The 16882-nt window shown below is 47.1% G+C and carries 12 protein-coding genes, 1 rRNA gene and 1 pseudogene; 13 read left to right on the top strand and 1 reads right to left on the bottom strand.

The features are described from left to right. The 10 genes and pseudogenes from C557_RS25795 to gyrB form a co-directional block, all read left to right on the top strand. Positions 1 to 221: pseudogene (locus tag C557_RS25795) on the top strand (ISNCY family transposase); the annotation flags it as partial. Between the two features lie 501 nt (positions 222 to 722). Then, on the top strand, positions 723 to 1622 hold the full coding sequence (gene gnd, locus C557_RS0122490; RefSeq protein ID WP_018754103.1) for a phosphogluconate dehydrogenase (NAD(+)-dependent, decarboxylating): 900 nt from the start codon (positions 723 to 725) through the stop codon (positions 1620 to 1622). Between the two features lie 114 nt (positions 1623 to 1736). Further along, positions 1737 to 2411 carry a GntR family transcriptional regulator gene (locus tag C557_RS0122485; protein WP_018754102.1) on the top strand — a complete coding sequence of 225 codons (675 nt, stop codon included), beginning with the start codon at positions 1737 to 1739 and terminating at the stop codon, positions 2409 to 2411. A gap of 32 nt (positions 2412 to 2443) precedes the next feature. After that, positions 2444 to 3973 carry a gluconokinase gene (gene gntK, locus C557_RS0122480; RefSeq protein ID WP_040677550.1) on the top strand — a complete coding sequence of 510 codons (1530 nt, stop codon included), beginning with the start codon at positions 2444 to 2446 and terminating at the stop codon, positions 3971 to 3973. A 535-nt stretch (positions 3974 to 4508) separates the two neighbouring features. Beyond that, complete coding sequence (gene dnaA / locus C557_RS0122470; protein ID WP_018754099.1) at positions 4509 to 5855, top strand: chromosomal replication initiator protein DnaA; 1347 nt, start codon at positions 4509 to 4511, stop codon at positions 5853 to 5855. A 453-nt stretch (positions 5856 to 6308) separates the two neighbouring features. After that, a complete protein-coding gene (gene dnaN / locus C557_RS0122465) occupies positions 6309 to 7451 on the top strand; it encodes a DNA polymerase III subunit beta (protein ID WP_018754098.1) in 1143 nt (380 codons plus the stop codon). Between the two features lie 80 nt (positions 7452 to 7531). Beyond that, entirely contained in the window at positions 7532 to 7747 is a 216-nt protein-coding gene (yaaA, locus tag C557_RS0122460) for a S4 domain-containing protein YaaA (RefSeq protein ID WP_018754097.1), read from the top strand. Between the two features lie 73 nt (positions 7748 to 7820). Further along, a complete protein-coding gene (recF, locus tag C557_RS0122455) occupies positions 7821 to 8933 on the top strand; it encodes a DNA replication/repair protein RecF (RefSeq protein WP_026263639.1) in 1113 nt (370 codons plus the stop codon). 16 nt (positions 8934 to 8949) lie between these two features. After that, complete coding sequence (remB, locus tag C557_RS0122450; RefSeq protein ID WP_018754095.1) at positions 8950 to 9198, top strand: extracellular matrix regulator RemB; 249 nt, start codon at positions 8950 to 8952, stop codon at positions 9196 to 9198. A 63-nt stretch (positions 9199 to 9261) separates the two neighbouring features. Next, complete coding sequence (gene gyrB / locus C557_RS0122445) at positions 9262 to 11166, top strand: DNA topoisomerase (ATP-hydrolyzing) subunit B (protein WP_018754094.1); 1905 nt, start codon at positions 9262 to 9264, stop codon at positions 11164 to 11166. An 89-nt stretch (positions 11167 to 11255) separates the two neighbouring features. Here gyrB and C557_RS0122440 read toward each other — a convergent pair whose 3' ends face one another. Continuing rightward, positions 11256 to 12041, bottom strand: a complete 786-nt coding sequence (locus C557_RS0122440; protein ID WP_026263637.1) for a YheC/YheD family protein — start codon at positions 12039 to 12041, stop codon at positions 11256 to 11258. 334 nt (positions 12042 to 12375) lie between these two features. On the opposite strand from C557_RS0122440, the gene gyrA reads away from it, so the two are divergent. The 3 genes from gyrA to C557_RS0122425 form a co-directional block, all read left to right on the top strand. After that, complete coding sequence (gene gyrA / locus C557_RS0122435) at positions 12376 to 14883, top strand: DNA gyrase subunit A (protein ID WP_018754092.1); 2508 nt, start codon at positions 12376 to 12378, stop codon at positions 14881 to 14883. 230 nt (positions 14884 to 15113) lie between these two features. Then, positions 15114 to 16232: an HD-GYP domain-containing protein gene (locus tag C557_RS0122430; RefSeq protein ID WP_018754091.1), complete on the top strand. Its 1119-nt coding sequence runs from the start codon at positions 15114 to 15116 to the stop codon at positions 16230 to 16232. 386 nt (positions 16233 to 16618) lie between these two features. Further along, positions 16619 to 16882: ribosomal RNA gene (locus tag C557_RS0122425) — 16S ribosomal RNA — on the top strand; the annotation flags it as partial.

Below are 16882 nucleotides of genomic sequence, written 5' to 3'. Positions count from 1 at the left end.
TGTGGCACCAAGGACAAGCTTTGCCTTTAAAGAGGACGGAAAAACCAATACCAGCCACTATGGAAACAAAAAAAGCGAGTTCTGCGCAGCCACGCAAACCCGCTCCTAACCATCCGTGGAGATCCACGGTAAACACCATAACTAACCATAGCACAAAACAAAGCTCATTCCAAGATGCTATGTATTCACAGCATAGCAGCTATTCGGAGACCTCCTGGTGAAGCAGGAGGCTCCAACGAATAAAGTGACATTTTCATAGCACAGTTAAGGTGACATTTTCACAGACGATTGACACCAAACTTGAGGTCTTCCTTCCTTCCATCACCAATATTTTTAAATTATACACAATCCACAAGGCACGACTTGTCAATTTGGTTTTCCACAGCCCTTTTTCTTTTCCAAACACATAAAGTTATGCACATGTGGAAAAGTTTTTCTAAAGAGGTTGTTCACTAATTTTTCTTTTGATCACAAATCAGCTCAAAAAAGTGACTCGACGCGATTTTGAATTCAGCCGGGCCTAAACGTATGGCTTTTAAAAGCTCATGTCCCATGCTTTCCGGAGTCGTTTTCTGCGAAAACGTGCAGCTCCGCTGCTCAGTCCATAGCTCCATTCAACATAAGATTTTTTAGCCTTTCCTTGTTTCACTAGATGTAGTATTATTGAAAATATTAAGTTGTATACAAGTATACTAGTTTACACATAAGGGGTGGATTTATTTATGAAATTAGGTATGATTGGACTCGGAAAAATGGGCTTTCACCTGGTCATCAACCTCCTGAAACATCAGCATGAAGTCGTCGCTTATGATACCAATGAGTCATCGGTTGCCTTGGCCGCTGCCAAAGGAGCTATTGCCGCTAGCAACCTGGAGCAATTGGTCAGTTCTCTGGAATCGCCGCGGGTGATTTGGGTGATGGTCCCGGCAGGTCATGCTCTACGCTCTGTAGTAGAATCGCTTACTCCCCTGCTCGATCAGGGCGATATTATTATTGATGGGGGCAATTCGCATTATCAGCATTCGCAGGAACTCGCTCAGCAACTGGCTGCGCATCATCTTCACTTTATGGACATAGGTACTTCCGGAGGTGTGGAGGGTGCTGAGCAAGGCGGATGCTTCATGGTCGGTGGAGACGAAAATGCCTTTCATTATATTGAACCCATTTTGAAGGACATCGCTGTTCAGAACGGCTATATGTACACCGGACCTGCGGGTAGCGGCCATTTTCTGAAAATGGTGCACAACGGTATCGAATACGGTATGATGCAGGCGATCGCCGAAGGCTTCGAGGTGCTGGACAAAAGTCCTTATGACTACGACTTTGAACAAGTAGCCGGGGTTTGGTCCAATGGTTCGGTCATCCGCAGCTGGCTGATGGAACTGGCGCAAAATGCCTTCTCCAAGGATCCGAAGCTTGAAAAGCTGCGTGGTGTCATGAATTCCTCAGGTGAAGGCAAATGGACGGTGGAAACTGCTCTGGAATTGCAAGCAAATACGCCGGTAATCGCTATGTCTCTGTTTATGCGCTATCGTTCACTTCAGGAGGACACTTTTCACGGTAAAGTTGTAGCTGCCTTGCGCAATGAATTTGGAGGGCATGCCGTCGAGACCTTGGGCTAATACGTGTGCAGCCTGGTTTCCCAATTCCGGGAATTTCGTGCTATGATCAAGGTATTTAAGTACCATAACGGATGAATATAGTGGGTTCGTTTCCCGGATAGGAGTCATAAAAGTATGCAATACCCTTCTACGTGGTTGACAGGCAGCTCTCTTGGCGAGTCCATCGCTGCAGAGCTTAGGCTGCGCATTATCAATGGTACGCTAAAGCCTGGGGAGGTACTGTCAGAGAATCGTATCGCCGGGGACTTCGGCACTAGCCGTTCTCCGGTCCGCGAAGCGCTCAAGACGCTCTCCGGTGAAGGACTGATTACCCTGCAACGCATGGGAGCCGTGGTGAATGGCCTGAGTTTGAACGATGTGAAGGAATTGTACGATGTCCGCTATTTGATCGAGAGCTTTGCCTGGAAGCATTTGGCGGCCCATCCGGAGGAACTGATAGCTCCCCTGGCCCAAAGCATCGACAAGATGGAACTGGCCGGCAAGCACCTTGATGTCGTTGAATTTGCTTATCAGGACATCTGCTTTCACGAAATTATCATTAATGGAGCCAAGCATACACGTATCTTGCATTTATGGACCAGCATCCGGCAGATTGTGATGACTGTTATGCTGGTAACGACACAAAATATCCTTTCGCAAAATGAAGATAAAATTAGCTATGTCGTAGATAAGCATCGCAAGCTGCTGCAAGGGCTGGAATCGCGGGATAGTGAGGTGATCCAGCGCAATGTGGAAGAATATTTCTCCGATTCCTTTGAAACCCTGCACTCCAGCATGCCTCATGAATAGATAGAGAGGTGAATTTGAAGTTGCTGAACTATATGATCGGTCTCGATATCGGGACAACCAGCACGAAGGCGGTATTGTTTGAACGCAGTGGGCGACCCTTGGCTACTGCCAACCAGGAATACCCGCTCTACACTCCTTCCCCTTTCGTAGCCGAACAAGATCCGGAAGAAATTTTTCAGGCCGTCCTTTCAGTCATTGGGCAAGTCGTCCGAACGAGTGGAATCTTCCCTGAGCAAATCGGATTTGTCTCCTTCAGTTCCGCCATGCATAGCATCATTCCGGTCAATGCCAAAGGGGAACCTTTAATGAACTGTCTCACCTGGGCGGACAACCGTAGTAGCGCATGGGCCGACAAGTTGAAAAATGAACAAAATGGACATGAGCTTTATTTGCGTACCGGCACGCCGATTCACCCTATGTCTCCGCTGACCAAGTTGCTCTGGCTGCGCCATGAAGAATTGGATTTATTTCATCAAGCCGATAAGTTTATTTCTATTAAAGAATATGTATTCCATAAGCTGTTTGGACAATATGTTATTGATTATTCCATAGCCTCAGCTACAGGACTCTTTAATTTGGAGAAACTCGATTGGGATGAGGAGGCTCTTGCGATGGTTGGCATTACGTCCGATCATCTCTCCCGGATTGTCCCAACGACCCATGTGCTGCAAGGTGCAGCTCCAGTCTATGTCGAAGCTATGGGTCTTCTGCCCTCAACTCGCTTCATTATAGGTGCCAGTGATGGCGTATTGTCCAACCTTGGGGTGAATGCCATCGATCCCGGCGTCGTGGCCGTCACCATTGGCACCAGTGGAGCCATTCGCACCGTCGTGGACCGGCCGCAAACCGATTCGGAAGGACGGATATTTTGTTATGCGCTCACGGATAAGCACTGGGTCATTGGAGGGCCGATCAACAATGGAGGCGTGATCTTCCGCTGGCTGCGAGATGAATTTGCTGCGGCCGAGTCCGAAACAGCCAAACGCCTGGGGCTAAGCTCCTATGACCTGCTGACACAAATTGCCGAGCGGGTTTCGCCGGGGGCTGATGGCTTGATCTTTCATCCCTATTTGACCGGAGAGCGGGCCCCGCTCTGGAACGCTAATGCTCGCGGATCCTTCTTTGGACTGACACTGCATCATCAGAGAGAACATATGATTCGTGCCGTGCTGGAGGGCATTCTATATAACCTCTACTCTGTGCTGATGGCTATCGAAAGTCAGATCGGACGACCTCGCAAAATTCAGGCTACCGGCGGTTTTGCCCGGTCACCACTCTGGCGGCAAATGATGGCTGATATCTTTGATCAAGAAGTCGTCATCCCCGAGAGCTATGAAAGCTCCTGCCTGGGCGCTGTCGTCCTTGGCTTGTACGCCTTGGGTGAAATTGAATCCCTGGATGCCGTCAAAGAAATGGTGGGTGGTGTACACCGTCATGAGCCGAATCCTGAGCATGCTGCAGTCTATAAGCAGTTAATACCGATTTTCACCCGTATTTCCGCCAAGTTAGAGGATGAATATGAAGCGATTGCGGCATTTCAACGTCAAATAAGCTCATCCTGACTCAGTTCATCAGCTCATTGATATGAATGTCTACCAAAAATTTAGTGTGATCCTATTAAAAAAACTGTACTCATCTGAGTACAGATTTTTTTTGGCCAATTTTTCGACTCCAATTCGACTCGGAAAGGAGATTTGCTATCAACATATTTTGCGTTGCTTGTTTATTAACTTGTGTATAATTTTTTCTGAATTTCTTGCATTCTGTCGAATTCTATACAATTTATAAACAATATGTAGTGGTGTGAATGAAAATTATGCACAAGTTATTGAATTTGTGGATAAAAGTATTGAGTACATTGAAAAACAGGGCTTCTTTTGCTATGATTATATTGTTTTCGTTGTGAATATCCGTGTTTTCCTGCTGAATTATTAACAGGCTGTGGATAACATTGTGAACAATTTTATTTTATGTATGTTTATAATTATTATATTCTGCTTAACATTGGGGATAAACTTCCCCTTTATTTATGTTTTTTCGACCTCTTTCTGTATGGCCTTCAGCCACAATTGGAAGATTTAAAAGGAGTGACAGTCTGTGGACAGCCATACTTCTGAAATATGGCAACATATCTTATCTATTATCAATACAAAATTAAGCAAACCCAGCTTTGATACCTGGTTCAAAGCAACCAAGATCGTCTCGCTGACCGATCAATCCATTATCATTTCCGCGCCAACTACCTTCGCGGTCGAATGGCTGGAGAGCCGCTATACCAAGCTCGTCGCAACCACCGTTCTGGAGCATTTAGGCAAGCAGGTGGACGTGACCTTCGTGATTGAAGAATCGGCTCCACCGGAGCTTACCCAAGTGGTGAAGGAGACTCCCGCTCCCGTCCCCATCGAGGAAAGCGTTTCCCATATGCTGAATCCGAAATACACCTTTGATACGTTCGTCATTGGTTCCGGCAACCGCTTCGCCCATGCCGCTTCCCTGGCGGTAGCCGAAGCACCCGCCCGTGCCTATAACCCGCTGTTCCTCTATGGTGGCGTGGGACTTGGCAAGACGCATCTCATGCATGCCATTGGCCATTATATTTTGGAACATAGTCCTAGCAGCAAGGTCGTCTATATTTCCTCCGAGAAATTTACGAATGAATTTATCAACTCCATCCGGGATAATCGCGCGGAAAGCTTCCGCAATAAATACCGCAACATCGATATTTTGCTCATTGACGATATTCAATTTTTGGCCGGTAAGGAATCGACGCAAGAGGAATTTTTCCATACCTTTAATGCCCTTCATGAAGAGCGCAAGCAGATTATTATTTCCAGTGACCGCCCGCCAAAAGAGATCCCGACGCTCGAAGAACGGCTTCGTTCCAGGTTTGAATGGGGATTGATTACCGATATCCAGCCCCCCGATCTGGAGACGCGGATCGCTATCTTGCGCAAGAAGGCCAAGGCCGAGAACCTGGATATTCCGAACGAAGCGATGATGTATATCGCTAATCAGATTGATACCAATATTCGTGAGCTGGAAGGCGCGTTAATTCGCGTAGTTGCCTATTCCTCGCTGATTAATCAAGATGTAACAAGCCATCTGGCCGCGGAAGCACTCAAGGACATCATCCCTTCCAGCCGTCCGAAGATGATCACGATTCAGGACATTCAGCAGCGGGTTGGAGATTATTACAATTTGAAGCTCGATGACTTCAAGGCGCGCAAGCGAACAAAAGCCATTGCCTTTCCGCGGCAAATCGCCATGTATCTGGCCCGGGAACTCACCGACTTCTCGCTGCCGAAGATCGGCGACGCTTTTGGTGGACGGGATCACACCACCGTCATCCATGCCCATGAGAAAATTACCCAGCAGCTCAAGATCGACCAGGAGCTATTTAAAATCGTGAACAATATTACCGAAAAAATAAAAAGTGCGACCTGAATAAGGGGTAAGCCTATGCACATGATATGCACATGTGGATAGGCTTCATTTCATATTCATTCTGTTGTTATCCACATATTCAGGGTCCCTACTACTTCTTCTAAAATATATAAAGATATACACATCCTTAATAACGCAGCGCAAACATTTGCTGATCCCAAGCTCAAGAATCGAAGTGCTTGTCTGCCACCAAGAAGAAATGAAGGCTCTCTGCTGACGGGTGATACATAGAACTAAGCTATGCATTGCGGCCATTTTTTATTCCAGGGCTTTTCTCTAGAAGATATGCTGCATACCGCTAGAGTTATGCTTATAAACTAGCTTTTTTACAAGATTATTTTCTAAGAAGTCCATGCTTTATAAGAACTGAGTGTATGCTTACGAAGTAAGTTTTATTGCGAAGTAATTCCCTGTAGAAGCTTATGCTTCATAAAACTTTTAGGAGTTGAATTTATGAAAATCCGTATTCTGAAACATGATCTGAATGAATCCATCCAACATGTGGCGAAGGCCATTTCCAGCCGTACAACCATCCCGATTCTGACCGGGATCAAGCTAGATGTGAACTTTCAAGGAATGACATTAACAGCTAGTGACACGGACATTTCGATTCAGGCTTATATTCCGGCTGAGGATCAGGAGAAGCAAATCGTTCAGGTGGAGCGTCCGGGTAGCGTTGTTCTCCCAGCCAAGTTTTTTGTCGAGATCATCAAGAAGCTGCCTTCACCGGAAATTGAGATGGAAGTAAAGGATGGCTTTCAGACCTTCATTCGTGCAGGTTCTACGGATATTCAGATGGTGGGCCTTGACCCCGAGGAATTCCCTGTATTGCCAAGTATCGAAGAGAACCAAATTGTATCGATTCCCGGGGATTTGCTGAAAAATATGATTCGCCAAACAGGCTTTTCCATCTCTACAAACGAGACATCCCCTATTCTGACAGGGGTACTTTGGAATCTGGCTGATAATGAATTCAAATTTGTGGCAACGGATCGACATCGTTTGGCCAGCCGTATTGCCGGACTCGATGATGCCGAGGGCGTTCGCTTCAGCAATATTGTTATCGCCGGTAAAACGCTGAATGAGCTGAGCAAAATCATTCCCGAGCAAAATACGCGCGTAGAAATCGTGGTTGCCGACAACCAGGTGTTGTTCAAGATTGACCGCGTGTTGTTCTACACTCGTATTTTGGACGGAACCTATCCCGATACTTCCAAGATTATTCCGACAACGTATAAAACAGAACTTGTCCTGGACACCAAGAAGCTGAGTGATTCCATCGATCGCGCTTATTTGCTGTCTCGTGAGGAGAAGACGAATATTGTCCGCCTGCAAACGATGGAGGATGGCACCATCGAAATCTCCTCTAGTTCGTCGGAACTGGGGAAAGTAAAGGAGCAATTGGAGGTTGCCAAGTTTACAGGAGAACCGCTACGAATTTCCTTTAACTCCAAATATATGCTTGACGTACTGAAAGTGGTGGAAAGCGAGCAACTGCATATCGGCTTTACCGGGGCAATGAGTCCAATTATCATCAAACCGGTGGATGATAGCCAAAGCTTGTATTTGATTTTGCCTTACCGGACAACCAACTAAGCTTAAGCTTTGGCGCCGAGAAGCTAAATTCTTGAACTTGTACTAATAGCATTTCATTTGCGAAAGGAACATCAGCCGTCATGAAGAAAATCTCGATTTCGAGCGAATATATCAAACTGGATTCTTTCTTGAAGCTGGCCGATTGTGTTTCGACAGGCGGCATGGCCAAAGCGATACTGCAGGAAGGTGCCGTGAAAGTGAATCAGGAACCCGAGGAGCGCCGTGGGCGAAAGCTCTACGCAGGCGATATTGTTGAAGTTGACGGCTGCGGCTCATTTGAGGTGACCGCGGAGTAGGCTTCATGGAAGGCTCTTTCCTTTGCCTGGAGAGAGCAAGCGCTGGCGGAATGATGAGGGGGCTTGGAAGAACGTGTTTGTAAAACAATTAACACTGCAAAACTACCGCAATTACGACACGCTTTCGCTAGGCTCTTTTGGCGCGGTCAACCTGTTGATCGGACGTAATGCCCAAGGGAAAACCAATCTGCTGGAGGCCTTGTTTGTCATGGCCTTAACGAAGTCTCATCGGACGGGAAAAGATAAGGAACTGATTTCGTTCGGTCAGGATCATGCAATAGTTACCGCTGAGGTTGAGAAAAAGTACGGTACCGTTCAGTTGGAGCTGCGATTGAGCACACAAGGCAAGAAGGCCAAGATTAATGGCCTTGAGCAGCGTAAGCTAAGTGATTTTATCGGAGCTATGAACGTGGTCATGTTCGCCCCTGAGGACCTGGAGATCGTCAAGGGGACGCCCGGTATCAGGCGTCGTTTTCTCGATATGGAGATCGGTCAGGTGCAACCCAGCTACCTTTACCATCTACAGCAATACCAGAGGGTGCTGCTACAGCGCAACAATCTGTTGAAGCAAGCCTGGAACGCTGGCCCTGAGCTTGCAGCCATGCTGGAGATCTGGAATGAACAACTGGCAGAGCATGGTGTTAAAATCGTCAAAAAAAGGAAACAATTTATAAGAAAACTGCAAAAATGGGCTGAGCACATCCATGAAGGCATCACCGGGGGTGGTGAAACATTGAAATTATCCTACCTTCCCTCGTTTGGCGAAGCTGGTGAGGAAGATGAAGCTGTCCTATTGGAGCAATTTATGATAAAGTTATCACAAATGAAGGATCAGGAAATCCGCCGGGGCATGACGCTAAGCGGGCCGCATCGCGATGATATATCCTTTGATATCAACGGGAACGAAGCGCAGGTGTACGGCTCTCAGGGACAACAGCGAACGACGGCATTATCTCTGAAGCTGGCGGAGATTGAGCTCATACATGAGGAGATCGGAGAATATCCCATTTTGCTGCTGGATGATGTGTTGTCTGAGCTGGACCCCTATCGTCAAACCCAACTGATCGAGACTTTTCAGAGCAAAGTGCAGACGTTCATAACGGCGACAGGGCTCGAAAGCATCAATGCCGGTCGGTTACAGGACGCCAGCATTTTTCATGTTCAGGAGGGTCAAATCAAAGTCTAATAGGCGGAGGGATAACATGTATATTCATTTGGGCGGAGAGAAGGTTATTTTATCTTCGGAACTGATCGCCATCTTTGATATTACGATTGAGAAATCTTCCAAGATATCCAAGCAGTTTATCCAGCATGCGCTGAAAGAGAAAAATGTGGTGCGTATCGGCGAAGAGGAAGCCAAGTCGATTGTGGTCACACAGGATGAGATTTATTACTCACCCATTTCCTCTGCGACGCTCAAGAAGAAAGCGAATGTGATCCTGGCGGTTTAGCCTTGCATAGATGTTCCGCACTTGAACAGTTTGATTATGGAGAAGTAGGTGAAGGCATTGTCAATGAATGAACAAACATATGACGAGAGTAATATACAGGTGCTTGAAGGCCTGGAAGCGGTACGTAAGCGGCCCGGAATGTACATCGGCTCAACCAGTTCCCGCGGTTTGCATCACCTGGTATGGGAGGTCGTGGACAATAGTATCGATGAGGCATTAGCCGGTTACGCCAACAAAATCGACGTCATTGTTCATCAGGATAACAGTGTCACGGTTATCGATAATGGCCGGGGCATTCCGGTCGGCATGAATGAGAAGCTGCAGAAATCGACGGTTGAAGTCGTCATGACGGTCCTTCATGCTGGAGGTAAATTTGGCGGCGGCGGATATAAGGTATCCGGCGGACTTCATGGAGTAGGTGTCTCGGTTGTAAACGCCTTGTCGAAGAAAGTTATTATTCAGGTTAAGCGGGATGGACATATCTACCAACAGGAGTATTGTCGGGGCATACCGCAATATGACCTTAAGATTGTCGGTAATACCGAAGATACGGGCACGACGGTGACATTTTGGCCGGATGCGGAGATTTTCACGGAAACGACGGAGTATGAATATAACACGCTGTTGACCCGGATCCGTGAGTTGGCTTTCTTGAACAAGGGCATCAATTTGTCCCTGTTGGATGAGCGGACCGGTACCGGAGAGTCGTTCCATTACGAGGGCGGCATTATGGAGTACGTCAAGTATTTGAATCAGAATCGCGAGGTGCTTCACGAGAATCCGATTTACGTGGAAGGTCAGCGAGAAATGATTCAAGTCGAAATTTCGCTGCAATACAATGACAGCTACACGGAAAATATTTTCTCCTTCGCCAACAACATTCATACCCATGAAGGCGGGACGCATGAGTCTGGATTTAAGAGCGCCTTAACCCGGATCATTAATGACTATGCCCGCAAAAGCGGTATGATCAAGGATAGCGACTCTAACCTGACCGGGGATGATGTGCGGGAAGGCTTGACCGCGATTATTTCCGTGAAGATTCCAGAGCCGCAGTTTGAAGGACAAACGAAAACCAAGCTGGGTAACAGTGAGGTCCGCGGAATCGTCGATTCCCTTTTCGCTGAAAAGCTGCAGGAATTTATGGAGGAGAACCCGTCTGTATCGCGGCGGGTGCTGGAGAAGTCCCTGCAAGCCTCACGAGCCAGAGAAGCTGCTCGTAAAGCTCGGGAACTGACACGGCGCAAGAGTGCGCTGGAGGTCAGCTCGCTGCCTGGCAAGCTGGCAGACTGTTCCTCCAAGGACGCCTCAATCAGTGAACTATACATCGTCGAAGGTGATTCCGCGGGAGGTTCCGCCAAGCAAGGGCGTGATCGTCACTTCCAAGCGATCCTTCCGCTACGCGGGAAGATCCTGAACGTTGAGAAGGCACGGCTCGACCGCATTCTCGGCAATGCCGAGATCCGGGCTATTATCACGGCGCTGGGCACGGGGATCGGTGAAGAGTTCGATATCGCCAAAGCCCGGTATCACAAGGTGATCATCATGACCGATGCCGACGTGGACGGTGCGCATATTCGTACCCTGCTGTTGACCTTCTTCTTCCGTTACATGCGGAGAATTATTGAAGCCGGTTATGTCTATATTGCTCAGCCACCATTGTTCAAGATCGAGCGCAACAAGGTGGTTCGTTATGCCGGGTCCGAGAAGGAACGCGATGATATCATCGCTGAATTTGGGGAAGGTGTAAAAGTAAACGTACAGCGCTATAAAGGTTTGGGCGAGATGAATCCGGAGCAGCTATGGGAAACGACTATGGATCCGGAAAGCCGGACGATGCAGCAAGTATCAATTTCCGACGCCATTCAAGCCGATGCGATTTTTGATATTTTGATGGGGGATAACGTTGAGCCCCGGCGCGATTTCATCCATGAGCATGCCAGACATGTAAAAAATCTCGATATTTAATATGCCGCCGGTATTTCATACCACGCCATCCAGAAGAGAAAGGCTGTTCCAAGCAGGGCTTTATTGCCCAAGCTTGGCGCAGCCTTTTGTTATTTCATGCTCTTGGCCTTCAACCGCCCGTAAGCGACGGCATAACGGCGAATCTTTTGGTATACCTCTTTGGAGTGAAGCAGCTTGAAGGGAAAGAGGGCAGGCTTCGTATTCACTTCCAGAATCCAAAGCTGGTGTTGTTCATCGATGGCGATGTCCAGTCCAATCTCCTTCAGCTTGGGAAATTTATGGGCCATTTGTCGTGCTACCTGAACCCCCAAAGATTTTATCTCTCTGTATTTCTGGGCAAATTCACGTGATCCCATGTAAGTACCAAGCAAATCTTCGATCAGCATAACGTCTCCGCCGCCATGATAATTGGTGATGACCTTCTGCTTGGCGGCAACCCGGCCAATGATTCCGGTTGTTTCCCAATTTTTATTGGGGGTTTGCTGCACCAAAGCACGAATATCAAATCTGCGCCGTCGATATGTGAGTAACTGAATACCCCTTTGGATCAGATAAGGACGAGCTTCAATCTTTTCGTTCAAGGCCGTGTAAAGTTCGTCTACGGTATCAAATAATCGGGTTTCGATACCGAACCGAAGCTTATATTGAGCCGGGTTATCCGGTTCCAGATCGTCGGTCCACCGCTCGATGCTCATAACGCCGTTGCCATATGTCCCGTGATCGGGTTTAACGAAGACGTACCCGTAAGTATCCAGCATACTTCGGAGTTGTTCCAGGGAGTATTTGCGGGTATCGGGAATATAAGCACGGAGTGACTCCAGCCGGTAAATGACCTTGGTTTTCTCCCATTTGCTTGCAATGCGTTGAATCGCCAAAATAGGTTCCATCCTTTCTCGGGTGGTGTATGTCCCCATGCCTCTTCATACGAAAAACATAGGACAGAAGAGATAAACAATGGTATAATAATAAGATATGGGGATTTTATAAGATTTTTCGGCATTTCAAAGAAAATGCCTATATCCGTAGTGTATGAACGCACGTATCGATGGGAGTGGACACATCCCTATTTTTTGCTGTCTATATGGATTGTGCTCTGGAAAACGGCCAGGTTTAATTCAACTCATTTTGTGAAAGAAATATATAAAAGTGGCGGTTTTTCAGACTTTTTCCCTGGTGAGGCACGTGGATAGATATTGAAGGAGGTCCAGCATGGCGGAAGAAAAATTCTCTCAAATCATAGATCGGGACATTAATGTGGAAATGCGCGAATCCTTTATGGATTATGCTATGAGCATTATTGTCAGCCGTGCGTTGCCGGATGTACGGGATGGTCTGAAGCCGGTACACCGCCGCATTTTGTATGCCATGAACGAGCTTGGCATGCATCCGGATAAGCCTTTTAAGAAATCGGCGAGAATCGTTGGTGAGGTCATAGGTAAGTACCATCCTCACGGGGACTCGGCTGTTTATGAAACAATGGTGCGGATGGCTCAGGATTTCTCCATGCGGTACATGCTTGTCGACGGTCATGGTAACTTTGGTTCTATTGACGGGGACATGGCTGCGGCTATGCGTTATACGGAAGCACGGCTGTCCAAGATCGCGATGGAAATGCTGCGGGACATCAACAAGGAAACTGTTGATTTCATGCCTAACTATGATGGCGAAGAACAAGAGCCTGTCGTCTTGCCTTCCCGGTTCCCTAACCTGTTGGTCAATGGGGTATCTGGGATTGCTGTTGGGATGGCTACGAACATTCCGCCGCATAACCTGGGTGAGGTTATCGAAGGCGTTCAGGCCATCATCAAGAACCCGGAAATCAGCTCCCTCGAATTGATGGATTATATCAAAGGACCGGATTTTCCAACTGCCGGTTACATTTTAGGGCGGTCTGGTATTCGTCAGGCTTATACCACAGGACGTGGCTCCGTAACGATGCGGGCAAGAACGAACATTGAGGAGCATAACAACAAAGCGCGGATTGTGGTTGAGGAACTGCCTTATCAAGTCAATAAGGCACGATTGGTGGAGAAGATTGCCGAGTTGGTACGAGAGAAGAGAATTGACGGAATTACCGATTTGCGGGATGAATCTGACCGTACCGGGATGCGCGTGGTTATCGAGCTTCGCCGTGACGTGAATCCGAGCGTTGTACTGAACAACTTGTACAAGCATACGGCGCTGCAAAGCACATTCGGTATCAATATGTTGGCCATTGTGAACAATGAACCGAAGATTTTGACGCTCAAGGAAGTGCTTAGTCATTACTTGCAGCATCAGATTGAGGTTGTACGCCGGCGCACGGAATTTGACCTGAAGAAAGCCGAAGCCAGAGCTCATATACTGGAAGGCTTGCGGATCGCTCTGGATTACATTGACGAAGTCATTGCGCTTATTCGTGGCTCGAAGTCGGACGAAGAAGCTCGCGAGGGCTTGATTAGTCGTTTTGGTCTGAGCTATGAGCAGGCCCAGGCTATTCTTGACATGAGACTTCGCCGGTTGACCGGCTTGGAACGTGAGAAGATCGAAGGCGAATATAATGAACTGCTGCAAAGAATCGCCGATTATCGTGAAATCCTGGCTAATGAACATCTTGTATTAGATATCATTGATGAGGAATTGCAGGAGACTCGCGACAAATATAATAATCCACGCCGTACAGAAATCACCGTTGGTGAAGAGAGTATTCTGGACGAGGATCTGATTCCTCAGGAAGAAGTGGTCATTACGATTACGCATACGGGTTATATCAAACGTTTGCCAGTAACGACCTATCGCAGTCAGAAACGCGGCGGACGTGGTGTGGTTGGGATGGATACGAAGGATAATGACTTTGTGGAGCATCTATTCGTAACGAATTCTCACCACTATCTGATGTTTTTCACCGACCGAGGGAAGGCCTACAGACTCAAAGCCTACGAAATTCCCGAGCTTGGCCGGACAGCGCGCGGGACACCTATCATCAACTTGATTCAAATTGAACAAGGTGAGACGGTGAACGCGGTCATTGAGGTTGAACGCTTTGACGAAGATAAATATTTATTCTTCGCTACGCGGCAAGGCATCGTGAAGAAGACGCCGATCGAGGATTACATTAACATTCGCAGGGGCGGCTTGATCGCCGTTAACTTGCGGGACGATGACATTCTGATTGACGTGAAGCTTACCGATGGCAAACAAGAAGTAATTATGGGTACAGCCCAAGGCATGTCTATTCGCTTCCAGGAGAGCGATGTACGTTCCATGGGTAGAGCGGCTACGGGGGTTAAGGGCATTACGCTGGATGAGGGTGACGAATTGATTGGTATGGATGTTGTCGTACCTGACCAAGACGTATTGATCGTAACGGCGAAGGGATATGGCAAGCGGACCCCGGTGTCGGAATATCGTAAGCAAACCCGTGGCGGTAAAGGGATCAAGACGATTAATGTCACGGATAAGAACGGGACGGTAGTAAGTCTTAAGGTTGTGAAGGATGAAGAAGACCTGATGATTATTACCTCCAGTGGGACATTGATTCGTACGAGCATGGAAGGAATCTCCACCATGGGTCGGAACACGCAAGGCGTCAAGCTGATCAATATCCGCGAGGATGATTCGGTAGCCACCGTTTGCCGCTCCGATAAGACCGAAGAAGAAGAGCTTAACGAAGAAATGCTGCTATCGGAGGATTTGGCCGAGGTAGAGGACTCCGAAACGAATGATGGTGAAGAATAATCTTCCCCATTCATCCCTAAATGTGAGCAATAGAATTCAATTCAAGAACCCCCCGACCGGGGGTTCTTTTTGTCTGTGTTTCTTAAAAATATCTAAAATATATAAAGAAGCATTGATTGCTATTTTGGTAGCATACTATAATGATAGGGAACTACTTGTAGTTCTTTATGCCTACGCAAAATCATGCTGAAGATGGTATATAAGTGATATTTCTTAAGGAGAGGGTAGAAATGGCGAATGTTATTTCGATCATGGATGTCCAGCCCGGAGTCAAGCTTACGAGTCATGTGTATAGTCCGTTAGGTGGTCTTTTGCTGCAAAAAGGCAAGGTTCTTGATTTGAGGGATGTGGAGCTTATCCGGGCTTTCCTGGTTACTCAGATTGAGGTTGAGGATGCTTCAATATCTACTATCCTAGAGAAAAGGGAGGCTTCAGCCGCAAATAAGTGGGTGGACAAGCCTCTATCTCCGGAACAGAAGAAGACCAAAGAAGTACCAGTTGTCAGTCCGCAGACTTCTTTCCATCACGAATATCAGCGGATGCTTCAACTCACGAGAAACGCTTCTCAATCTGCATTTGTTGCCGAGCTACCCTTATCTGATCTACGTCATCAATTAGAGGTATTGATTGATCAATTGCCACACTACCGGATTTTAACCTTTACTCCACGAAACTTTAAGGAATCGGATTATTTCTATCACAACGCCATCCTTTCGTCTTTAACTTCATACCAGTTGGCCAAATGGCATGGCTTGCCGCAGAAGGACTGGATGCAGGTTGCATTTGCGGGGCTGCTGCATGACATTGGAAATACTCAACTGCCTTTGGCGCTATTGTACAAGCCTGCTCCGCTAACTCCGCAGGAAACGGAAGAGATGAGACGGCATACGTCCTATGGTTATCAACAGTTGCGGAAAATCGCCGCAATCAATGAAGGTGTAAAATTAACAGCCTTGCAGCATCATGAAAAAATGGACGGAAGCGGCTATCCCTTTCAATTAACAGGAGATCAGATTCATATTTATGCCAAAATTGTAGGGGTGGCTGATATATTTCATGCTATGACATTGAAACGCTCTTATCGAGAGACCCAATCTCCTTATCTGGTACTGGAGGAGCTTCGTTCTGAAGCATTTGGCAAGTTGGACCCCGGGGTTGTTCAGACATTCGTGGATAATACAACTCAATTCCATCAGGGAACACATATCCGTTTGAATGATGGGCGTGTGGGGGAGATTGTTTTTTCCGACCGAAGCCAACCTACCCGTCCTATGGTGGTTACTGAAGACGGCATCGTAAATTTAATGGAGCAGCGGCAACTTTATATCGATAAAGTAATTTCGAATTAACCCGATTGATATCTAGATAAACAACTTAAATGATGAATGCATTGAGGCATGCTTCTAACGACCATAAAAAAGGGGGAGTGGAGGATCTATTGAGGTTGCTTAGGTAATTAAAAAAGTTACCCTTAGGGTTGATATTTGGACATGGTTTGGGTTATAGTAGTACTTACCCCGCAGTGATCGCAAGATAGTCTGTTGAAATTGAAAAAATAATTTCAAAAAAGTCTTGCACTAATTCACTAAAGGTGATATATTATAAAAGTTGCCGCTGAAACGCGGTGATGAAGAAAAAACAGGTTGATCTTTGAAAACTGAACAACGAGTGAGTAAGAAATAAGAGAACGAAAGTTCTCGTCAGCAAGTTTATATGAGCAAGTCAAACAATACCTTTATTGGAGAGTTTGATCCTGGCTCAGGACGAACGCTGGCGGCGTGCCTAATACATGCAAGTCGAGCGGAGTGATTGGGGAGCTTGCTCCTGGATCACTTAGCGGCGGACGGGTGAGTAACACGTAGGCAACCTGCCTGTAAGCCTGGGATAACTAGCGGAAACGTTAGCTAATACCGGATAGTCAAGCCTCTCGCATGGGAGACTTGGGAAAGACGGAGCAATCTGTCACTTATGGATGGGCCTGCGGCGCATTAGCTAGTTG

The organism is Paenibacillus sanguinis 2301083 = DSM 16941 (assembly GCF_000374825.1).
In the GTDB taxonomy this organism is placed as follows: domain Bacteria; phylum Bacillota; class Bacilli; order Paenibacillales; family Paenibacillaceae; genus Fontibacillus; species Fontibacillus sanguinis.
This window is presented reverse-complemented; position numbering and strand designations above follow the sequence as displayed.